The organism is Lacinutrix sp. 5H-3-7-4 (genome assembly GCF_000211855.2).
GTDB lineage: Bacteria > Bacteroidota > Bacteroidia > Flavobacteriales > Flavobacteriaceae > Lacinutrix.
Window position 1 is genome coordinate 615917 of the sequence record NC_015638.1, and the last position, 22528, is coordinate 638444.

Below are 22528 nucleotides of genomic sequence, written 5' to 3' on the forward strand. Positions count from 1 at the left end.
GATGTTTTAACTTTTAACATCTAAAGCGTCGCGTAACGCATTACCAATAAGCATAAAAGCCATTACCAAAAACATTATACACAAGCCTGGAATTATAGCTAAATATGGTTTACCAAGTATTATGTAATTATAATGATCTTTTATCATTGCTCCCCAACTTGCCATTGGCGGCTGTGCACCAATACCTAAAAAACTTAAACCACTTTCAATTAATATAGCAGCTGCAAAATTTGCTGCACATATTACAATAACTGGCGCCATGATATTTGGCAGAATATGCTTTGTAATGATTCTAAAATCCCCAAACCCTAATGCTCTTGCAGCAGTAACATATTGCAATTGTTTTGCAGATATTATTTGACCACGCACTACTCTAGCAACTTCTACCCACATTGTTAAGCCAACTGCTATAAATACTTGCCAAAACCCTTTTCCCAAAGCTAATGTAATTGCTATTACTAATAATAATGTAGGAATAGACCAAGTAACATTTATAACCCACATAATAATAGCATCTATCTTTCCGCCAAAATAGCCTGCCACACTTCCCATAAAAACACCAATAATTAATGAGATAAAAACTGCTACAAAACCAATAAAAAAAGAAATGCGCGCACCTACTAGAACTCTACTTAGTAAGTCACGTCCATATTTATCTGTACCTAGATAGAAGGTTTTATTTGTAATTAATGATTCAGGATTTTTTCCTTCTTCTACTTTATATGTTTTTTCTATTCCTTTTAAACCATCTGAAGCATACTCAATATAGTTTATAGTTTGATTATTGATATTATATTCTTGTAAAGGAACTTCTGTTACTGTATTAATTTTCCCAAAGAACATCTTGTTAAAACTATTTTGATCACTTTTAATTTGAGATGGCAAAGACAATATTTCCACCTCAAATCCAGGTGATTTTGAATGTATTGAAACATGCATTTGATTTGCGTACTGAGAATTATCTGGCGCAAAGACATATGCAAAAATAGCTACAAGACCTACTAGTACAATAAACCAAAAACTTAAAACGCCCCAAAAATTCTTTTTGAACTTTTGGAGCGCTAATTGTGTTAATGAGTTGGTATTTTTACTCATTGTTTATTAATCTTTTACCGTGGCTACTTTCTTAATTTCGTAGGTCATTTTTAAATCGTCTAAAACGTTTAATGCTTCTTCAACATAAACATCTTTTGTTAAACTTTTATGCCAACGCGTACGTTTTTCTTTTAAAACAGTATCTTTTTCAAACATAGCAATCTCGTAAGGTAAAGACTCAAATGTTAGGTTTGTTTTATACTCATTTATTGGATCGAATTCTTTGGCCTTTTTCTCGTCTGCTTTTTGCTCTGCTTTATAGGTATTATAATTTAGAGAATAAGTATCGTCATCCATTTGTTCTTTAATCCATTTTGCATTTTTTTCAATTAATGCTAATTGAGGATTGTTTGCCATTCTAGCTTTACTATTACTAATTGTTGTTTCATAATCAAAATAACTGTTCCAGTAGTCGTATTTTACAGCATCAATTTTATCCCATTCTAAAGGATTATCTTGATCGCGTTCACCAATATCTACAAAACTGTAACGGTCTGGTACTACAACATCACTTTTAACTCCTTCTAATTGTGTTGACCCACCATTTATTCTATAAAATTTTTGACGTGTAATTTTTATTGCTCCTAAATCACCATGAGAACTATTACGCACCATTCTATTTAAATCTAGAATATTTTGTACTGTTCCTTTACCGTAAGTTTGTTTACTTCCTATAATAATAGCACGTTTATAATCCTGCATTGCAGCTGCTAAAATCTCTGATGCAGAGGCAGAAAGCTCATTTACCATAATTACTAATGGCCCATCCCAAACTATAGATTTGTCTTCATCTTCAAGCACTTCTTTTGGCTGGTTTGTAGATCGAACTTGTACAATTGGTCCATCTTTTATAAATAAACCAGCGATATCTACCACCGTTTTTAAAGAACCACCACCATTATTTCTTAAATCTAAAACTAAACCTTCAATACCTTGATCTTTTAATCTTTCAATTTCTTGTCTAATATCTGAAGCGGCGTTACGTTTTCCATAATCTTCAAAATCTATATAAAATTTAGGAAGGTTTATAAAACCGTATTTTTTATTATTTTTTTCTACTGTTGATGATTTTGCATATGTTTCTTCTAACTCAACTAAGTCTCTTGTTATTTTAATTTCTTTTATTGTACCATCAACCTTCTTCATTGTTAAAAACACATTGGTTCCTTTTGGTCCTTTTATAAGTTTGATAGCATCATCTATTCGCATACCAACAATACTAACTGCTGCTTTTTCTTTTTCTTGACGTACTTTTAGAATAACATCTCCAACATCTACTTGTTGACCTCGCCATGCTGGACCTCCTGAAATTACTTCTACAATTTTAATGTAGTCCATTCTTTTTTGTAATCTAGCACCAATACCTTCTAATTTACCAGAAATTTGCTGGTCGAAACGGTCTTTGTCTGTTGGCGCTAAGTATGATGTATGTGGATCAAACTCTTCTACAATTGCATTAACATACATTGAGAACCAATCTTTACGCTCCATATCCTCAATATAATCTGTATAATATGCGTCAAGGTTTTTAAGTGTTTCTCCACGAGCTTCTGCCTCTAATTCCTTAAGCGACTTTTTCTCTTTTACTGCTTCACCATTTACGGCAACTGTATCTCTTTCTTGAGATGTTATTAACTCATCGTAATTAGAAATTGTACTAAACTTTAATAATTGTCTCCAACGTTCTTTTAATTGTCTTTTGTTTTTAACGTATTCAATGTTTTCATAATCCGTATTAATTTCTTCGTTTTTATTAAAATCAAAAGGTTTATTTAAAACTTCTTTATAATAACTTTTTGCTTCAGCCATTCGTTGCACCAAACGTTCATTTGTAAGGTTAAAAAAAGCAACATCGTATTCTAATAGTTGATTATCGATTTCTGTTTTAAACTCTTCAAACTCTTCAATATCAGATTTTAAGAAAAAACGTTTTAATGGGTCTATTCTATTTAAATAAGTATTAAAAACATCTTTAGAAAACTCATCATTAAAATCTTTAGGTTGAAAGTGTAATTGCTCTAAAGCTAAAGTTATAATTTGAACAAGAAGTTTGTCTTTATTAGGATCGTTATTAACTTTTGATGTAAAACTACAAGAGCCAAACGCTAGTAAAAGTACTAGTATTAAAATATTATATTTCCTTTTCATATTGCTGTCTTATCTTATAATTACCTTAATATCTAAGGTAAAATTTTCACTAAAATAAAAGAAAAAACCGTGCCAACAATTTTATGCTCACCTAATTTTTTGTTAAACCACTTAAAATCTTTATTTACTTTAGAAATTATGTATTTTAGCACGTAAATAAAGGCTTAATGAATAAAAAACCTCTAATATTAGTTACTAATGACGATGGCATAACTGCTCCTGGAATTCGTACCTTAGTAAAAGTTATGAAAACCATTGGAGATGTAGTGGTTGTTGCTCCAGATAGTCCACAAAGTGGGATGGGACACGCTATCACTCTAGACGCTACGTTACATATTGAAAAAATACACATAGAAAGTGGAGATTACAATGCTTACAGTTGCTCTGGAACTCCTGCAGATTGTGTTAAAATTGCTATAAATGAAATTTTAGATAGACGTCCAGACCTTGTTGTTTCTGGTATAAATCATGGAAGCAACTCTGCAATAAACGTTATTTACTCTGGAACAATGAGTGCTGCTATTGAAGCTGGAATTGAAGGCATACCATCTATTGGATTTTCATTATTAGATTATAGCTGGAATGCAAATTTTGAAGCTTCGGAAAGCTATATAAAACAAATTGCTAAAAATGTTTTAAGAGAAGGTTTAATAGAAGGTGTAGTTTTAAACGTAAACATTCCTAATGTAGAAAAAAAAGATATTAAAGGCATCAAAGTTTGTCGTCAAGCAAAAGCGAATTGGGAAGAAAAATTCGATAAACGCAAAACACCACAAGGTAAAGATTACTATTGGTTAACTGGTGAATTTGTAAATTACGATAAAGGTGAAGATACAGACGAATGGGCTTTGGAAAACAACTACATATCGTTAGTTCCTGTTCAATTTGATTTAACAGCACATCATGCCATACAACAACTAAATACCTGGAATTTTAATGAATAAAAAAGCAATTATAATTGGCTTTATTTTAGGATTACTTACTACCTTTATTGGGATTTCTATTTACACTTTAATCATAGGGTTGCAATTAGATTTATCATCACAAGTTATAATAAATAAAATCCTATCGACAAGTGTTTTAGGAAAACGCGCAAGTATTGGTGTTTTATTAAATCTTCCTTTATTTTATTATTTTTTAAATAAGAAGATGGAAGATTATGCCAAAGGCGTTTTATTAGCAATAATTATAATAGCAATAATATTTATAGTAAATAAGTTTTAATAAAAGCCTATTTAAGGCGACTGTGACTACAAAAAAAACAAACTCATGAAATACTATATTATTTCTGGTGAAGCATCAGGCGATTTACACGCTTCTAATTTAATGAAAGCCTTACTTCAAGAAGATAGTAATGCCGATTTTAGATTTTGGGGTGGCGACCTTATGCAAGCTGTTGGCGGCACCATGGTAAAACATTACCGCGACCTTGCTTTTATGGGTTTTATAGAGGTTGTAATGAATTTAAGAACCATTACTAAAAACCTATCTTTTTGTAAACAAGATATTGAAACTTACAATCCAGATGTAATTATTTATATTGATTATCCAGGTTTTAATTTGCGTATTGCAAAATGGGCAAAAGAAAAAGGATTTAAAAACCATTATTATATTTCTCCTCAAATCTGGGCTTGGAAAGAAGGCCGAATTAAAGATATTAAAAGAGACGTTGATCAAATGTATGTAATCTTACCGTTTGAAAAACAATTTTACGAAGACAAACATAATTTTCCTGTTCATTTTGTTGGTCACCCATTAATTGATGCTATTGCAGACAGAAAACAGGTTGATGAATTTGAATTTAGAAAAACCCATGGTTTATCTACAAAACCCATTATAGCATTACTTCCTGGAAGTAGAAAACAAGAAATTACAAAAATGCTAACCGTTATGCTTAGCGTTGTTAATGATTACCCTGAGTATCAATTTGTAATTGGTGGCGCACCAAGTCAAGATTTTGAATTCTATAAACAATTTATTAAAGAAGCTAACGTTCACTTTTTAAGTAATAAAACTTATGATTTACTTAGTGTCTCTTCTGCTGCTTTGGTTACCTCTGGAACAGCAACATTAGAAACCGCTTTATTTAAAGTACCACAAGTTGTTTGCTATAAAGGAAATTGGATATCGTACCAAATAGGCAAACGTGTTGTTAACCTAGAGTACATATCATTAGTAAATTTAATATTAGACAAGGAAGCTGTTACAGAATTAATTCAAGACGACTTTAATACTAAAAAATTAAAAACCGAATTAAATAAAATACTTGATACGTATGAGCGTACTAAGTTTTTTATTAATTACTACGATTTAGAAAAAGATTTAGGAGGAAAAGGCGCAAGCGAAAACACTGCTAAATTAATTTATAATGCTATAAACATTGATGCTTAAATGCTAAAAAACGCTTTAATACTTTTACTTATTATTTTTTTATTTTCTTGCGGAAGCTCTAAAAACACAAGAGTTGTAACAAAAAAATCTAGAACACGCACTAGTAAAACTACAACCCAAAATAGTACTACAGCTAGAGAAATTCCATTAAAAAAAAATATTCCTGCAGCACCAATAATTGCTGAAACTATTATTAAAAATGCTGAAAAATTTAAAGGTACACGATATAAATATGGTGGTACAACCAAAAAAGGCATGGATTGTTCTGGTTTAATTTACACTGCTTTTAAAGAAGAAGATATTGCTTTACCTCGAGTTTCTAGTGCAATGGCTAAAACTGGAGATTGGATAGATTTAAAAGAAGTTCGTGAAGGAGATTTACTTTTTTTTGCTACTCAAAAAAACAACAGAAAGGTTAATCATGTTGGCTTGGTAACCTACACATCTCCTGGAAATGTGGAGTTTATACACTCAACAACAAGTCGTGGTGTTTTAACCTCAAAACTTTCTGAAAAATATTGGTATTTTGCTTTTGTACAAGCAAGACGTGTATTGTAAGATTTTTTTTTACTACCTTGAAGCAGTGAGACTGCTTAACTTCACTATTATAAAATTAACAACTTGTCTTGTTTTAGGAATATTAATTGCATTTTTTATAAAAATTCCTACAGCATTATCTTTACATGCATCAAGTGTTTTAATTCTAATAACTTCAATTTTATATTTACATCTTAAATTAAAAAAAACAAACTCTATTTGGTTTGGTTGTTTTAGTCTTTTAACAATGATATCAATTGGTGTTTTAACAACAAATTTTCATGAAGAAAAACGACACGATGATCATTATTTAAATTATACTTCTACAAGTGAACAAATTACATTTAGAATAAAGAGTACTTTAAAACCTGGAAAATATAACAATAAATATATTGTCGATGTTTTAAAAATTGATTCTACTAATGTCTCTGGTAAAGCTTTGCTTAATGTCTCTAGAGATAGTTTAAATTCAACTTTTAAGGTTGATGAAATTTTTATTACTTCAAAAAAATTTCAGAATATTACTGGTGTTATTAATCCGTATCAATTTAATTACAAAAGTTATTTAGCTAAACAATATGTTTACCAACAATTATACGTGAATCCTAAAAGGCTTTTCCGTGTAAGCGATAATAAACATACTATTTATGGTTATGCAGACACTTTTAGAAATCATATTAATAATAAACTACAAAATTATGATTTTGAGAATGATGTTTTAGCCATAATTAACGCGCTTATTTTAGGCCAAAGACAAGGCTTAAGTAAAGATATCTATAATAATTATACAGATGCTGGTGCTGTGCATATTCTTGCTGTTTCTGGTTTACATGTCGCTTTAATTCTATACTTACTCACTATATTTTTTAAGCCTTTAAAACGCTTAAAGCATGGTAAAATTGCCACTATAATCTGTTTAGTTATTATCATGTGGTGCTTTGCTATTATCGCAGGTTTAACAGCATCGGTTACTCGGGCTGTTACCATGTTTAGCATCATTGCAATTGGTATGCATTTAAAACGCCCAACTAATATTTACAATACACTTGCTATTTCTATTTTTATATTACTACTATTTAGGCCTTTATTTTTATTTGATGTTGGTTTTCAACTTAGTTATCTCGCTGTAATTGCTATTGTCGCTATACAACCGAGACTAAAAAAATTATGGCAACCTAAAAATTATATACTTAATAAAATTTGGGATTTTGGCACTGTTGGCGTTGCTGCACAATGTGGTGTTTTACCTATAAGTTTGTATTACTTCCATCAATTTCCAGGCTTATTTTTTGTAGCTAATATTGTAATAATCCCCTTTTTAGGTATTATTTTGGGTATAGGTATTTTGGTTATAATTTTAGCATTATTAAATATTTTACCTCAATTTTTAGTAGATGTTTTTAGCGGTATAATATCTGCCATGAATAAGCTTATGGAGTGGCTAGCATTACAAGAAAGTTTTTTATTTAAAGACATTTCTTTTTCGGCCATAAAAGTGATTGCTGCTTATTTACTTATTGTAGCAATTGTTCAATTTGCTATAAAACAAAATAGTAGAAGGTTGCAAATTGCATTAGTTGCTGTTTTAGTGCTTCAGGCTACTTATTTTACTACTAAATACTACAACAGTTCAAACGAGCTTACTGTGTTTCATAAAAGTAGATTTACTGTTGTTGGAAAAAAAACAAATAAAAAACTAGAAGTGTTTTCAAACTTAGATAGTTTAAATCAATTTTATAATTTAAACGATTACAAAGTTGGGTATAATATAAAAACAATTTACCAGGAGAAGCTACCTTCTATCTTAGCTAGTAATAATAAATTGATATTGATAATAGATAGCTTATCGGTTTATAAAACAATGCATTTTAAACCAGATTATATTTTGCTTACACAATCTCCAAAACTTAATTTAAAACGTGTTATAGACTCTATAAAACCTAAGGTAATTATTGCTGATGGTAGCAATTACAAATCGTACATTTCTAGATGGGAACAAACTTGTAGAAAACAAAAAATCCCTTTTCACTATACTGGTAAAAAGGGAGCTTTTATAATTAAATGATGCTTTTAAATTTGACTAAATGCTGGTTCAAATTTTTTAAAGTAAGCATTAAATTTTTCTTGAGTATCCATATCTATATGCTCATCTTTTTTAAACATTTTAAGATATAATTCTAATTGTTGTGGTTTTTTATAACCAATTATTGGTGCGATGAAATCTGCTTTTTCATCTAAAAACACAATTGTTGGGTACGATCTAATATTAAAATAACGTGCTAATTCGTGACCAGAATTTCTACGTTTAGCTTTTGCAGGATCGTAATTTGGGTTACCAAAAGCTTTACCTTTAAACGTTACATTATCGTTACCTTCTGCATTAAACTTTACAGCATAATAATGTTTGTTTACATAAGCTGCTACATCTTTATTAGCAAATGTATTACGATCTAACATTTTACAAGGTCCACACCAAGAGGTGTACATATCCATCATAATTTTTTTAGGATTCTTTTTTTGAAGTTCTACAGCTTCTTCAAGTGTTATCCAATTAATTTCTTGTGCAGCAATAGTTAATGAAGTAAATACAGTAAATACTGCTAAGAATATATATTTTTTCATTTTATAGGTTTATTTTTTTTAAACAGTCGCAAATAGTGTTCCAAAGTTACAAAAATACAAAACGCCTCTAATGAGGCGTTTTGTTAAAATTTATATTAATGCTATAATTTATTTTACACCGTGCATTAGTTTTTTAACAATTGGTGTTAAAGACATAACAATTAATCCTGCAACAATAGGCACTATTGTAAAGATTAGAAAGAATGTACTCATATCATACTCTGCAGTAATTTTATCAATCATTCCTCCCATAGATCCTGCTGCTTTATTCCCAAGACCAATAGCAATATACCAAAGCCCAAACATTAAACCTATTTTTGCTGCTGGCACTAATTTACTAACATAAGATAAGCCTACTGGAGATAATGACAGCTCTCCTAAAGTATGGAATAAATAAGCTAAAATTAACCAAACAATACTAACAGATGCTGTTTTTGCTCCTTGCGGTATTGCTGCAGAACCATATGCTAATATTCCAAATCCAATACCTAATAGTATTAGTCCCATTCCAAACTTTACTGTTGCTGAGGGATTATATTTACTCTCCCATATTTTAGACACTAATGGCGCAAAGGCAATTATATAAAATGAATTTAAAATTCCAAACCAAGATGCTGGAATCTCTGCAGATTCTTGTGTGAATTGATTTTTCAACATCCAAATTACGATAGCCCATATAATTGTAAAACTTAAACCTAAGGCTAAATTTGATATTTTATATTTACTAAATGTAATTTTAAATAATTGAAAAAGTACATAAGTTATGATTACTAGTGGCACTACAGTTAAAAGTGTATTTGCAATTCTAAATACATTAGCTGAACCTCCTTCTAAAACACGATCTGTATAATCTGAAGCAAAAATTGTCATAGAACCACCTGCTTGTTCAAAAGCAGCCCAAAAGAAAATAGTAAAAAAAGCTAAAATTCCAACTACGATATAACGATCTCTTTGCACATTTGCGGGAACAGCTTCGGTTTTAATTTCATCTTCATCGCTATTAGGTATAGCGTCTACATAATCTAAAGTTGCTGATGGTGATAAACCAATTTTTCCAAAGATATTTTGTGCTAACCAAAATTGAATCATCCCTAAGAACATAAAGATACCGGCTAACCCAAAACCATAGTGCCATCCAACAGTTTCTCCTATATAACCACATAAAAGTATACCTAAGAAAGCTCCAGCATTTACTCCCATATAAAAGATAGTAAATGCACCGTCTTTTTTATCTTGAGCATTTACATATACACCATTTATAATTGAAGTAATATTTGGCTTGAACAAACCATTTCCTGCTACTAAAAGTCCTATCCCTAAGTAAAGGCTCCATGGTGTATCGAATGCCATAGCCGCATGACCAAGAGTCATTACTAAAGCGCCTATTGCTACGGCTTTTCTGTAACCTAAAAACTTATCGGCCAAAAAACCACCAATAATTGGTGAAAAGTAAACAAGCATTGTATAGGTACCATAAAGACCTAAAGCATCTTCTCTACTCCATCCCCAACCTCCATCAATAATTGCAGAGGTTAAAAATAAAACTAATATGGCACGCATTCCATAATAAGAAAAACGCTCCCACATTTCTGTGAAAAATAGGACAAATAATCCAGATGGATGTCCCATTAATAATTTCCGATTCATTTCTGAACCTTCAAATCTAAAGTTAGTAGTACTCATATTTATAATTTAGTTTAGTTTTTTAAAATTCAATTTTACTCAATTCCATGCATTTTTCTTTTAAGCATTGGGTTTAGTATTACCATTATAACTGCTGCTGCAATTGGAATTATAGTAAATATTAAAAAGAATATTGATAAACCATATTCTTCAGAAATTGGCTCTATATAACTACCTGTAAATCCACCTAATAAGTTTGCGAAAAAGTTAGCTGTAAACCAAATACCAAACATTAAACTTACAAACTTCACTGGAGCTAATTTACTAACATAAGATAACCCAACTGGAGAAACACAAAGTTCTCCCATAGTGTGCAAGAAATAAGCGCCAACTAAAAACATTAAACTTACAGATGCTGTTTTAGCACCTTCTGGTATACCTGCAGCTCCATAAGCTAAGACACCAAAACCTAAACCTACTAACAATAAACCTATAGCAAATTTAATTGGACCTGAAGGGTTTAATTTGCTTTCCCATAACTTAGAGAATAATGGCGCAAATAAGATAATAAATAACGAATTTAAAACTGAAAACCAAGACGCAGGAACTTCTGTTGCATCTGCTTGAAATTCTCTAGCTAGCATCCAGATAACAATAGCCCAAATAATAACGAAACTTAATCCAAGAAGCATATTTGCTAAAGCAAACTTTTTAAATGTTTGTTTAAATAACATTGCTAATACCCAAGTAATAACAAGCATTGGAACAACTGTTATAATTGTATTTATAATTTTAAATGTTAATGCCGCATTACCTACTAAAGCCCTATCTGTATAATCTTTAGCAAAAATAGTCATAGAACCACCTGCTTGCTCAAATGCCCACCAAAAGAACACTACAAATAATGAAAATACTCCAATAACAACCATTCTATCTCTTACTACTTTAGAGCTTTCTGCTACTTCAATAGCTTCTTCAATATCATCACCAATTTTTTCTACACCATCTTCAATTACATCATCAAAATCTTCAGTTTGTTTTGGAGACAAGCCAATTTTACCAAATATTTTTTGAGTAAAATAAAATTGTAACATGCCTAAGAACATAAAAACTCCAGCAAGACCAAAACCGTAATGCCATCCAATTTTTTCTCCTATATAACCACATAGAAGAATACCTAAAAATGCACCAGCATTAATTCCCATGTAAAAAATTGTATAACCACCATCTTTTTCTTTTCCTTGTGATTTATACAATTGACCAACCATAGAAGATATATTTGGTTTAAAAAACCCGTTACCTATAATTAAACCAGCTAAACCAACATAAAAGAAAACTGAAGTTAAACCTTCTAAAGCCATTGATGCATGCCCAAGCGTCATTATTAATGCACCAAGCACTACTGCGTTTCTATATCCTATAAACTTATCTGCAATAAAACCACCAATTATAGGTGTTAAATATACTAATCCTGTATACCAACCATAAAGTACTAATGCATCTGCACTAGTCCATCCCCAACCACCATCTATAAGTGTAGAAACTAAAAACAGTACTAATAGCGCTCGCATACCGTAGTAAGAAAAACGCTCCCACATTTCTGTAAAAAATAATACAAACAACCCTGATGGATGCCCTAATACTGTTTTTTGGTTCTCTACTGAACCTCCATATTTTAATTCCATATTTATTATTTTAGTTAGTTATTATCTATTTAATTTTAATAAATCTCTAAGTTAAATTATAATTTATCTCCTAAAGTACGATCAATAAAATTTGTCATTTTTTGATATAAATGTTTACGCGTATTACCGCCATAAATACCATGATTTTTATCTGGATAAATCATCCACTCGAATTGCTTATCTGCTTGAATTAATGCTTCAATCATTCGCATTGTGTTTTGCACATGCACATTATCATCTCCTGTACCATGAATTAAAAGAAAATCTCCTTTTAATTTATCTACGTGATTTATTGGCGAATTATCATCATAACCACTTGCGTTTTCTTGTGGCGTAGTCATGTAACGCTCTGTATATATAGAGTCGTAAAATCTCCAACTTGTTACTGGTGCAACTGCAATAGCCATTTTAAACACATCGTTACCTTTAAATAGTGCATTACTAGACATAAAACCACCATAACTCCATCCCCATATTCCAATTCTAGAAGCATCTATATAATCTCTTTGCCCTAGTAGTTTTGCTGCTTCAATTTGGTCTTGAACTTCAAACTTACCTAATTCTTTTTGTGTTACTTTTTTAAAGTCTGCACCTTTTAATCCTGTTCCGCGTCCATCAACACATGCTATTACATATCCTTTTTGTGCTAACATTTGGTACCAGTAATCATTTGCACCATTCCAGCGGTTTGCAACAGACTGTGAACCTGGTCCAGAGTACTGATACATAAATAATGGATATTGTTTAGAGGCATCAAAATTTGCTGGCTTAATAAGCCACATATTTAAATCGTTACCGTTTACTTTAATTGTACTAAATTCTTTTTTAGAGATATTAAATTGAGAAACTGTTTGTAATGTGCTACTGTTATCTTTTATAACTTTTATTACGCTACCATCTTTTGCGCTATTTAATGTATATTTTGGTGGTGTTGATGCGTTAGAAAATGTATTGATAAAGTATGTGAAATCTGCACTAAAATCTGCATTGTTTGTACCTGTAGCAGTGGTTAGTCTTTTTTTATCTGTACCATTTAATTTTATAGAATAAACATCTCTATTTATAGAACCATTTTCTACAGATTGATAATAAATTCTATCATTTTTAGGATTATAACCATAATAACTGGTTACTTCCCAATTTCCTTTTGTTACTTGGTTTATTAACTTTCCTTTTTTAGTATAGTGGTAAATATGGTTGTAACCATCTTTCTCACTTGTCCATATAAAGCTTTTATCTTTTAAAAAGGTTAAATTATCTGTTACATCTATGTATGCTTTATCTTTTTCTTCGACTATTAAATAGGCTTCATTAGTTTCTGTATCTATTGACCAAAGATCTAATTCATTTTGGTGGCGATTCATATAATGCGCAGTTAAAAAATCTTCGGCATTAGTCCATTTTATTCTTGGTATATAAAAATCATTATAGGTTTTACCTACTTTAACTTCTTCAGCTTTATTATTTTCTAAAGTGTAAATATGTAAAGACACTATTGCATTTTTCTCTCCTGCTTTTGGGTATTTAAAAACCGTTTGTGTTTGGTATAAATTATTTCCATAAACATCCATTGAAAATTCTGGCACATTAGTCTCATCAAACCTTATAAATGCTATTTTACTGCTATTTGCATTCCACTCGAAAGCACGAACAAAGCCAAATTCTTCTTCGTAAACCCAATCTGTTATACCATTAATAATCTTGTTTTTCTCACCATCAAAGGTTAATTGAGTTGTTTCTTGTGAGATTAAATCTTTAATGTAAAGGTTATTATTTAAGCCATAAGCTACCATTTCTCCATTTGGAGAAAACGTTGGCTCTTGAATTTTATCACTAGCTACTGCTGTTAACTCTTTTGTTTTTGTGTTATACACATAATAATTAGCTAAAGTAGAGCGCCTAAAAATAGACTCTTGATTGGTTGCTAATAAAACTTGTGTTTCGTCATCACTAAAAGTGTAGTCTGAAAAATTTCTAATACCATCTAACGTTTTAGAATCTACTAACGTTTTTACCTTTTTTAAAGTTTTGTAGTCGTAAATATCTATTGTAGTTGCACCTGTAGATCTGTCAAAATTTAATACGGAGTATTGTTGACCGTTATTCATAGAGTGTAAAGCGTCTAATCTTTCGGTTCTAAAAGTACCATTACTCCAGATATCTTTTAATGTAATCTCTTTGTTTTGTGCTGTTGTTAAAGTAGTTGTAAGGAAGCAAAAAATTGCTAAAAACTTATATAAGTTCATCAAGTATAATTTTTTAATAAAATAATGTCAAGTTTACTAAAAATAAAGCAAAAAACCGTATTTATTAACAGTTAAATATGCTTTGCATGATATCCTTAGTGAATATGATTTTGATAATACTATCTTTGTAAAATAATAGTATATTAAATGAGCACATCAATTTCTGGTTTTTCAAAATTAACCAAGACTGAAAAAATAGATTGGATTGTTTCCAATTACCTTTCAAATTCAACAACCGCAAAAGACACAATTACTCAATATTTTAATAGCAATCAAAAGTTACAACAACTTCATGATGAGTTTATTGAAAACACAATTTCAAACTATTACTTACCACTTGGTGTTGCACCAAACTTTGTAATTAATGGTAAAACATATGCCATACCAATGGCTATTGAAGAAAGCTCTGTAGTTGCTGCAGCAAGTAAAGCGGCAAAATTTTGGATGGAACGTGGTGGATTTAAAACCACAGTAATTTCTACTACAAAAATTGGGCAAGTTCATTTTATGTACTCTGGAGAAGAAAAAATGCTTCAAGCGTTTTTTAATACTGTGAAGCCAAAACTAATAGCAGATACTAAAAGTATTACTGCTAATATGGAAAAACGTGGTGGTGGAATTCTAGACATAGAACTGCGTACAAAAACCAACGACCTTGATAACTATTACCAAATACACGCTACATTTGAGACACTAGATGCTATGGGCGCAAATTTTATAAACTCTTGTTTAGAACAATTTGCAAAAACATTTAAAGCTGAAGCTGAAATACAATTAGATAACGACATAGATATTGTTATGAGTATTTTATCTAATTATGTTCCAGAATGTTTAGTTAGAGCTGAAGTATCTTGTAAAATAGAAGCATTAGCAGATAAAGGTATTGATCCAGAAACATTTGCCAATAAATTTGCACAAGCCGTTACAATTGCAGAAGTAGAACCTTATCGTGCAGTAACGCATAATAAAGGAATTATGAATGGTATTGATGCTGTAGTTTTAGCGACAGGAAACGACTTTAGAGCAGTAGAAGCTGGCGTCCATGCTTATGCATCGAAAAACGGAAAATACACTAGTTTAACACATGCTAAAATTGAAGATGGTATATTTTCTTTTTGGATAGAAATCCCATTAGCATTAGGAACTGTTGGTGGCTTAACTAGTTTACACCCATTAGTAAAAGTAGCATTAAATATATTAGGAAACCCTACTGCAAAGGAACTTATGCAAATTGTAGCTGTTGCAGGTTTAGCACAAAACTTCGCTGCTTTACGCTCTCTAACAACTACTGGAATACAAGAAGGACACATGAAAATGCACCTTATGAATATTTTAAACCAATTTGATGCTACTAAAACCGAAAAGGAAAATATTATAAACCATTTTAAAACAAATACAGTAACACATAGCGCTGTTGTTTCTCAAATTGAAAAACTAAGACAATAATGAAGCGCTTTTATAGTCATGGAAAATTATTACTAACAGCAGAATATGTTGTTTTAGATGGTGCTAAAGCATTAGCTCTACCTACTAAATTTGGCCAGAGTTTAGAGATCGAATCTATAAACCAATCTAAATTATTATGGCAGAGTTTTGATTATAAAAACAATATTTGGTTTGAGGCAAACTATACTCTTGGGCATGGTACTATAAATTTAAATAAAACAAATAATGAGACAATAGCTTTAAAGCTTTTAGAAGTTTTAACTGCTGCAAAGCAATTAAACCCTATGTTTTTAAGTGAGAATAATGGTTTTGAAGCTATTGCTAAATTAGAGTTTCCTAATGATTGGGGATTAGGCTCATCGTCAACACTATTAAACAACATAGCGCAATGGGCTTTAGTTGATGCTTTTAATTTGTCTAACGCTACTTTTGGAGGTAGTGGTTACGATATTGCTTGTGCCAAAAACGATACGGCAATAGCTTATTCAATAATTGATAATAAACCGAAAATAGAACGCATTAGTTTTAATAAAAGCTTTGAAAATAATTTGTTTTTTGTTCATTTAAACCGAAAACAAAATAGCAGAGACTCTATTAAAACATATAATAACAATAAAAGTAATAGCGCATCTACTATTGAAAAAATTAATGCTATAAGTAATAAGGTTTTAAACTGTGATACTCTTAAAACTTTTGAAACTCTAATAAGCGAACATGAAAATTTAATTGGTACTATTACTAAACAAACACCAATTAAAACTCGTTTATTTAAAGATTTTAAAAATGAAATTAAAAGTTTGGGTGGCTGGAATGGTGATTTTGTACTTGCTACTGGAGAAAAAGATTATGTGAAATCTTATTTTAAAAACAAAGGTTACACTACTATTCTAGATTATAAAGACATGGTTTTATAAGCCAATAATTATTTAATTTTTACATAAAAAAAAGCCTCGTTTAACGAGGCTTTTTTTTATAACTAATACTTTTACTACTGTACTGTTTTAGCTCTATTGTCTTCTATATCTGCTGCTTCTTTTAAAGCATTGTATAATCTTGTATTTACAGCGTTTAATTTTTCTGAACTTACTTGATTTGCGAAAGATTGGTAGTTTTCTAACTCAACAGCTGGTGTTTTTTTAGTTGGTTGAACCATAAATACTCCTTTAGTACCTGCTATTAAACCAGATGTTTCTCCTTCGTTTAAACCAAATGCATGACCAACAACTATTGGCTCTAAGCCAACACCAGAAACTGTTGGGTTTTTCATGTTAATAGCTAATGCCGTACGTACTTGTTGGTTTTCTGCTGCTGCAAAATCTTCTAGAGTAGTAGCGTTAACTCTATCTTTAATCATTTTTGCTTTTTTCTGTTTTCTAATTTCTGGTAAAGCTGTTACAGATGCATCTTCAACATTCATTAAACCTGCTTCGTTTTTAGCTGTTACCTGCACAATTACGTAACCATCTTTAGTTTCAAAACGCTTAGTGTTTCCTACTTTAGTATCTTCTTCAAAAGCCCAACGTACAATTGGTCTTTCTGCTCCAACACCAGGAATATTTTCATCTAATTCTTTTACAGATGTTACTGGATTTACTTTTAAGTTATTTTCTTTTGCAACATCTAAAAAGTCTTTACCGTCTAATGCTACTTCAAAGTTAGAAGCATTTCTAAAAATATCATCTTCTGTTTTTACAGATGGCTCTATTTTTCTTTCGATTGTTGCCACTTTATATGCTGTGTCAACATTTTTCTTATCGTCTATTCTAATAATGTGGTATCCAAATTTAGTTAATACTACATCAATGCTTCCTTTATCGTTAAAGAATAAGAAGTTTGCAAAATCTGGATCGAAACCTAATGGGTTGTAAGTTGTTAAACGTGTCCAACCAATACTTCCGTCTTTACCTTTAGAACCGTCTGTATTTATTTCGTTTGCAACTTCTGCATATTTAGTTTTATTGTTTTTAACTAATTTAAAAATACTATCTGCAGTTGCTTTAGCTTCTTCTTTAGTTTTTGTAGTTTCTGCTGTTGCTGCCTGAGAACCTACAAATGGAATTAGAATGTGACTTGACTGTATAGAGTCTGCCAATTGTCTTTTTTCTAATAACTTAGTAATTTTAAATGTTTGTCCGTCTTTATAAGGACCATAAACATTACCTACATTTAAATTAGAAATACTGTCTTGTAATGCTCTTGGTAAAGACGATTTGTATACAAACTTGTCTTGGTATTTAATTTCTGCATCCGAATTTGCATTTACATAAGCTTCTGCATTTTCAACATTCATTTCTGCAAAACCGGCAACCATTTGGTTTTTACCATCTACATACTCTTCTCTGTTTTGAATTAACTTAATTAATTCTCCTTGTATAGCGTTTTCATCTTCAACTGAGGCAACTTCTTCGAACTTTACATATTGTAAATTTCTAGATGCTTCAACATCGTATTTTGTTTTATTTTCTTTTATGTAAGCATTAATTTCAGATTTAGAAACTGTTACTGTACTATCTGCAATTGTTGTAAATGGTACATAAACATATTTAATATCTACTTTATCACCTTCTAATTTGTGACTTAAAGCGCCTTCTGCTAAAGTTGCTGTTGTTGCAGCTTTAACCATATTAATATAGTTTTGCTGTAATGCTCCACTAGACACTTGGTTTTCATAATTTATCCATTGTCTATAGGCTACAGGAGATGTTTCTTTTAAATTTGCGATGTAGTTATTTAATACATTCTCATCAAAAATACCATCTGCATTAAAAAACTGAGGACTACTTGCTAGGTTAGTTTTTAACAAATCTCTCATTTGTTCTCTACCTACTGTAAGTCCTAATTTATCGAATTGAGATTGCATTACTGCTTCACGAACTTCGGCATTATAAACTTGATTCATAATTTGAGTTTGTGTAGCATTAGGATTGTTTTGCGCTTCTACTCTAGCCATAAAAGCTTCTCTAGAAATATCCTTACCGTTTATTGTTGCTACAACATTAGGAGACTTATTAAATAATGCATCTTTATTATCGAAAAGACTTGATAATATAAAAGCAAATAATGCTAATGCGATTACTAAAATTAGTACAACTGTTTTTTGTCTTATTTTATTTAAAATTGCCATCTGTAAGTTTAGATTATTGGTAATATAGTGGGCGAAAATACCATTTTCTATTTAATTATAAAAGGAGAAAATTGCATTAATTTGAATAAATTAATTTCTTGTAAGGGAATTTAGCAAAATAGTAGCTAAAGAGTTGCTATTTAAGCTAATCGTCGGTTTTTATTTTAAGTGTCACCAAATCGATTTTAGTATTAGACACTTCTAGTATTTTAAATTGAAACTTCTCTGTATCAACAATATCGTTTTGTTGTGGGATTTCTTCGGTGTGATCTACTATTAAACCTCCTAAAGTTTCATAGTTTTCGCCTTCTGGCAGGTTTAATTTATAGGTTTCGTTTAAATAATCTACTTCTAATCTTGCTGAAAATATATAATTAGAATCGTCTATTTTTTCTTCTTTTAAAACCACGGTATCGTGCTCGTCTTCTATTTCCCCAAATAGTTCTTCTACAATATCTTCTACAGTCATAATTCCGGAAGTTCCGCCGTACTCATCTAAAACCACGGCAATACTTTTTCGTTTTTTTATAAGTACATTTAAAATATCGTTTGCCAACATAGTTTCTGGAACAAACTCTACTGGTAATAACATAGATTTTATTGTTTTTGGTTTTTTAAAAAGCTCGAAAGCATGTGCATAACCAACAATATCATCTATTGTTTCTTTGTAAATTAATATTTTAGACATCCCTGTTTGAGTAAACAGTGTATTTAAATTTGAAACCGAATCGTTAATTTCTAAGGCTACTATTTCGGTTCTAGGAATCATTACTTCTCTTGCTTTTACAAGAGCAAATTCTAATGCGTTTTGAAATATTTGTATCTCGGTATCTATTTCGTCATGTTCTTCAATAGCTTCCATTTGCTCACTTATGTAGTTTCCTAATTCTACTTTTGTGAACGCTAATTGCACTTGATCACCTTCGGTTTTAAAAAACTTTTTAAGTACAAAGTCTGAAATCCATAGCACAAAATCTGATATAAAGGTAAAGAGCAAATAAAATATATAAGCTGGAAATGCTAATACTTTTATTAATGTGTTACTATAAATTTGAAAAAATACTTTTGGTAAAAATTCTGCAGTAAATAATATTACCAATGTAGATATTACTGTTTGCACAAGCAAACTAAAATCTACTAACAACACATCTATAAAATTAAATTGTGTTGGTACTAGACTTTGAAACCATTTCATGAGCAAATCGCCCATAAAAAAACCATAAATTACCAATGCTATATTATTACCAATAAGCATGGTTGCGATAAATTTAGATGGTTTTGCTGTTAATTTTGAAAGTATTTTTGCTAAAAAATCATCTTGTTTTTTTTCAATTTCAATATGAATTTTATTAGCTGACACGTATGCAATTTCCATTCCTGAAAAAAAAGCAGAAAGTAATAGAGATATTACTATTATTAAAATAACAACGGTTGTTGACATCTATTTGGACTGGTCCTTATTATCAAATTTTTTATTGAAACGCTTTCTAAAGAAGAACATAAATACTGCTAATGCACCTAATAACAATGAACTATAAGCTCTTGTCTCTCCCCAATTTGAAAAGGCATCATAAAAGAATAATAGTGCAAAAACAAGGTAAGCGTATTGAAATAATTTGAAAATTTTCATTTGGTTAATCTGTAATTATTATAGTAAAGATATATAAAAAGTTTGAGTGTGTATCACTCCATTTAGGATAATAAAAAATTAGTCGCTTACTAAAAAGGTACCACTAACTTTTAATACTTCGGCTTTTGTAAAGTTTCTGTCTGAATCAAAACCACTACCGTGAGTTATATAACCATCTGATTTGTAAGTTACTGGCGAGTTTGTAAAAAGCCATTCTTTGTTTTGATCAAAATACAATTGTTCTGCATACAATGTATCTTTATCGAAGGTAGAAATTAACACATTACCTTGTAAATCGATAACATCGGTTTCAGAATATAGTATTGCATAATCTGCAACTATAGTGTTTTTATGGTTATTTTCGTCGTAAATATGAAGTTTTACGCCTTCTGGAAATTCTGAATATGGAAATTTTCTATTTCCATAATCCAGCATTTTTTTACTAATTAAATTAGCTACAACACGACCAGAATCTGTTCGTTTTGCATTAATATTTTCGGCAACACCTTGTGGTTCATTTGCAGATACACCAATTTTGTTAACCTCCTTAAAATTGTTATTACAAGAAAAAAACAAAGTCATAGCAAATGCTATGACTCCGTTTTTAATAATATGTAATGAATTATTTTTCATTTATATATTTGGTACTGTTACACTTCTTTGTATCCAACATCCAATTTTAATGGTTTTTCCTCCCATACTTTTATTGAATATTTCAGTTTTTGTTGGTGCTAAACCTCTATATCTTGAAGCTGTAGATGAGCTTCCTCCTTTTTCTGCTTCTTGAGCTGCTAACCAAAAAACTGCTCTTTGTGAAAAGTTGTCTGACCCACAGTTTTTAGCACTGTTACCATACATGTTTGCAATTTGTAAGTATCCATTTTTACTAGATGGGTTTAACTCCATTGCTTTCATGTAGTAATTTCTTGCTTTACCATAACTTCCTTTAGCTTTAAAATCTTTAGCTATTTTATTATATAATTTTGCTTTCTTTAAAGGATCTGTTGTTAACGATAATGTTTGGTCGAAATACTGTTGTTCTCCAGTAATTAAGTATAAGTAATATGCTGTATCTTCGTTTGGTTCTACTGTATTTTTTTGCTTTACAATTTTTACAAACATTGGGTCATCTTTACAACCTTTTGCATATAACTTACTCATTGCACGTTGTAACCATTGGCTGTTATTTTTATTAGCCTCGTAATCTTTTTGGTATAATGGAATTAATGTAGAACAGTTTGCTCTATCTCCTAATTCTGTATCAACACTTCCTGCAATTTTTTCTAGAGCATTAACTGTTTGTGAGTAAAACTTTTTGTAACGTGCTTCTTTTTTTGCTAAAGTTGCTCCACCAGCTTCTTTTTCTAAATATTCGTTTAATTTTTTTGTATTGAAATCTGTTTCTTTTTCTAATTTATCTACAACATCATCATACTTATCAAAAAGTTCTTGTGCTGTTTTTTGTTTAGCATCGTAAAGGCTTACCATAGACTTAAAGTAAACATATAATCCTTTAGGACTTTTAAAGTTTGCTAAATCTGTTTTGTAAATAGCATCAAATTCATTATAAATCATAGCATCTGTTAAACCTAATAACTTTCTGTTATCGTATCTAAGTTCTGCTTTTTTAGCTAAATACTTTCCTTTAGGAGATTTTTTTGCGTATTCTACAATTCTAGCATCCCAAAGGTCGCTTAATTCTTGAATATAACCTTTTTTCACATCACCTTCAGTCTCATCAATTAAACCTTCAAACATATCTTCACCGTACTTAAATTGAGCACCTGGATTATATTTTGGACATTCGGTTCTTAACTTTTTAAAAGGCTCGTAAGCTGCTTTAAAGTTTTTTGCTTTTACGTACTCTGTCATTATAGACAGTGTTTGGTTACATTCTTCTTCATTTTGAGAAAAACCTAAAGTTGTTCCTAGAAACAAAAAAGCTACAAATAGTGTAATATTAGTTTTCATGTTATTAATT

17 protein-coding genes are annotated in these 22528 nt (G+C 30.5%); 7 read left to right on the forward strand and 10 right to left on the reverse strand.

Going from position 1 to position 22528, the window contains the following annotated elements; translation table 11 throughout:
• Nucleotides 1-6 precede the first annotated feature (6 nt).
• A complete protein-coding gene (locus tag LACAL_RS02855) occupies nucleotides 7-1095 on the reverse strand; it encodes an ABC transporter permease (RefSeq protein WP_013869192.1) in 1089 nt (362 codons plus the stop codon).
• Between the two features lie 6 nt (nucleotides 1096-1101).
• On the reverse strand, nucleotides 1102-3243 hold the full coding sequence (locus tag LACAL_RS02860) for a carboxy terminal-processing peptidase (RefSeq protein WP_013869193.1): 2142 nt from the start codon (nucleotides 3241-3243) through the stop codon (nucleotides 1102-1104).
• Nucleotides 3244-3410: 167 nt separating this feature from the next.
• Between LACAL_RS02860 and surE the strand changes: the two genes are divergently transcribed.
• From surE to LACAL_RS02885, 5 genes are read left to right on the forward strand one after another with little or no spacing between them, the layout of a single operon-like run.
• Complete coding sequence (gene surE / locus LACAL_RS02865) at nucleotides 3411-4187, forward strand: 5'/3'-nucleotidase SurE (protein ID WP_013869194.1); 777 nt, start codon at nucleotides 3411-3413, stop codon at nucleotides 4185-4187.
• Nucleotides 4180-4467 carry a hypothetical protein gene (locus LACAL_RS02870; protein WP_013869195.1) on the forward strand — a complete coding sequence of 96 codons (288 nt, stop codon included), beginning with the start codon at nucleotides 4180-4182 and terminating at the stop codon, nucleotides 4465-4467. Before surE ends, LACAL_RS02870 begins: the two co-directional genes overlap by 8 nt.
• Before the next feature lie 45 nt (nucleotides 4468-4512).
• On the forward strand, nucleotides 4513-5634 hold the full coding sequence (gene lpxB, locus LACAL_RS02875) for a lipid-A-disaccharide synthase (RefSeq protein ID WP_013869196.1): 1122 nt from the start codon (nucleotides 4513-4515) through the stop codon (nucleotides 5632-5634).
• Nucleotides 5635-6192 (forward strand): C40 family peptidase, encoded by a 558-nt coding sequence (locus LACAL_RS02880; protein WP_013869197.1) that lies wholly within the window; start codon nucleotides 5635-5637, stop codon nucleotides 6190-6192.
• A 25-nt stretch (nucleotides 6193-6217) separates the two neighbouring features.
• Entirely contained in the window at nucleotides 6218-8236 is a 2019-nt protein-coding gene (locus LACAL_RS02885; RefSeq protein WP_041301679.1) for a ComEC/Rec2 family competence protein, read from the forward strand.
• Between the two features lie 5 nt (nucleotides 8237-8241).
• Here LACAL_RS02885 and LACAL_RS02890 read toward each other — a convergent pair whose 3' ends face one another.
• From LACAL_RS02890 to LACAL_RS02905, 4 genes are all read right to left on the reverse strand, one after another.
• On the reverse strand, nucleotides 8242-8793 hold the full coding sequence (locus tag LACAL_RS02890; protein ID WP_013869199.1) for a thioredoxin fold domain-containing protein: 552 nt from the start codon (nucleotides 8791-8793) through the stop codon (nucleotides 8242-8244).
• A gap of 108 nt (nucleotides 8794-8901) precedes the next feature.
• A complete protein-coding gene (locus tag LACAL_RS02895; RefSeq protein ID WP_013869200.1) occupies nucleotides 8902-10476 on the reverse strand; it encodes a peptide MFS transporter in 1575 nt (524 codons plus the stop codon).
• 35 nt (nucleotides 10477-10511) lie between these two features.
• The gene (locus tag LACAL_RS02900) at nucleotides 10512-12101 is read right to left on the reverse strand and encodes a peptide MFS transporter (protein WP_013869201.1); all 1590 of its coding nucleotides are present in this window, start codon (nucleotides 12099-12101) and stop codon (nucleotides 10512-10514) included.
• 56 nt (nucleotides 12102-12157) lie between these two features.
• Complete coding sequence (locus tag LACAL_RS02905) at nucleotides 12158-14347, reverse strand: S9 family peptidase (RefSeq protein ID WP_013869202.1); 2190 nt, start codon at nucleotides 14345-14347, stop codon at nucleotides 12158-12160.
• Nucleotides 14348-14494: 147 nt separating this feature from the next.
• Between LACAL_RS02905 and LACAL_RS02910 the strand changes: the two genes are divergently transcribed.
• Both LACAL_RS02910 and LACAL_RS02915 read left to right on the forward strand, forming a co-directional pair.
• Entirely contained in the window at nucleotides 14495-15793 is a 1299-nt protein-coding gene (locus LACAL_RS02910; protein WP_013869203.1) for a hydroxymethylglutaryl-CoA reductase, degradative, read from the forward strand.
• Complete coding sequence (locus tag LACAL_RS02915; RefSeq protein WP_013869204.1) at nucleotides 15793-16707, forward strand: GYDIA family GHMP kinase; 915 nt, start codon at nucleotides 15793-15795, stop codon at nucleotides 16705-16707. Before LACAL_RS02910 ends, LACAL_RS02915 begins: the two co-directional genes overlap by 1 nt.
• A gap of 74 nt (nucleotides 16708-16781) precedes the next feature.
• Here LACAL_RS02915 and LACAL_RS02920 read toward each other — a convergent pair whose 3' ends face one another.
• The 4 genes from LACAL_RS02920 to LACAL_RS02940 form a co-directional block, all read right to left on the reverse strand.
• Nucleotides 16782-18917: a peptidylprolyl isomerase gene (locus LACAL_RS02920; protein ID WP_013869205.1), complete on the reverse strand. Its 2136-nt coding sequence runs from the start codon at nucleotides 18915-18917 to the stop codon at nucleotides 16782-16784.
• A gap of 145 nt (nucleotides 18918-19062) precedes the next feature.
• Nucleotides 19063-20358, reverse strand: a complete 1296-nt coding sequence (locus LACAL_RS02925; RefSeq protein ID WP_013869206.1) for a hemolysin family protein — start codon at nucleotides 20356-20358, stop codon at nucleotides 19063-19065.
• Nucleotides 20359-20625: 267 nt separating this feature from the next.
• Nucleotides 20626-21180, reverse strand: a complete 555-nt coding sequence (gene lptC, locus LACAL_RS02935; RefSeq protein WP_013869208.1) for an LPS export ABC transporter periplasmic protein LptC — start codon at nucleotides 21178-21180, stop codon at nucleotides 20626-20628.
• On the reverse strand, nucleotides 21181-22518 hold the full coding sequence (locus tag LACAL_RS02940) for a hypothetical protein (RefSeq protein ID WP_013869209.1): 1338 nt from the start codon (nucleotides 22516-22518) through the stop codon (nucleotides 21181-21183).
• Between the last annotated feature and the right edge of the window lie 10 nt (nucleotides 22519-22528).

Bases quoted from the DNA above. Each gene is read 5' to 3' on its own strand.
- LACAL_RS02855 (WP_013869192.1), bottom strand. From the start codon at position 1,095: ATGAGTAAAAATACCAACTCATTAACACAATTAGCGCTCCAAAAGTTC.
- LACAL_RS02860 (WP_013869193.1), bottom strand. From the start codon at position 3,243: ATGAAAAGGAAATATAATATTTTAATACTAGTACTTTTACTAGCGTTT.
- surE (WP_013869194.1), top strand. From the start codon at position 3,411: ATGAATAAAAAACCTCTAATATTAGTTACTAATGACGATGGCATAACT.
- LACAL_RS02870 (WP_013869195.1), top strand. From the start codon at position 4,180: ATGAATAAAAAAGCAATTATAATTGGCTTTATTTTAGGATTACTTACT.
- lpxB (WP_013869196.1), top strand. From the start codon at position 4,513: ATGAAATACTATATTATTTCTGGTGAAGCATCAGGCGATTTACACGCT.
- LACAL_RS02880 (WP_013869197.1), top strand. From the start codon at position 5,635: ATGCTAAAAAACGCTTTAATACTTTTACTTATTATTTTTTTATTTTCT.
- LACAL_RS02890 (WP_013869199.1), bottom strand. From the start codon at position 8,793: ATGAAAAAATATATATTCTTAGCAGTATTTACTGTATTTACTTCATTA.
- LACAL_RS02895 (WP_013869200.1), bottom strand. From the start codon at position 10,476: ATGAGTACTACTAACTTTAGATTTGAAGGTTCAGAAATGAATCGGAAA.
- LACAL_RS02900 (WP_013869201.1), bottom strand. From the start codon at position 12,101: ATGGAATTAAAATATGGAGGTTCAGTAGAGAACCAAAAAACAGTATTA.
- LACAL_RS02905 (WP_013869202.1), bottom strand. From the start codon at position 14,347: ATGAACTTATATAAGTTTTTAGCAATTTTTTGCTTCCTTACAACTACT.
- LACAL_RS02910 (WP_013869203.1), top strand. From the start codon at position 14,495: ATGAGCACATCAATTTCTGGTTTTTCAAAATTAACCAAGACTGAAAAA.
- LACAL_RS02915 (WP_013869204.1), top strand. From the start codon at position 15,793: ATGAAGCGCTTTTATAGTCATGGAAAATTATTACTAACAGCAGAATAT.
- LACAL_RS02920 (WP_013869205.1), bottom strand. From the start codon at position 18,917: ATGGCAATTTTAAATAAAATAAGACAAAAAACAGTTGTACTAATTTTA.
- LACAL_RS02925 (WP_013869206.1), bottom strand. From the start codon at position 20,358: ATGTCAACAACCGTTGTTATTTTAATAATAGTAATATCTCTATTACTT.
- lptC (WP_013869208.1), bottom strand. From the start codon at position 21,180: ATGAAAAATAATTCATTACATATTATTAAAAACGGAGTCATAGCATTT.
- LACAL_RS02940 (WP_013869209.1), bottom strand. From the start codon at position 22,518: ATGAAAACTAATATTACACTATTTGTAGCTTTTTTGTTTCTAGGAACA.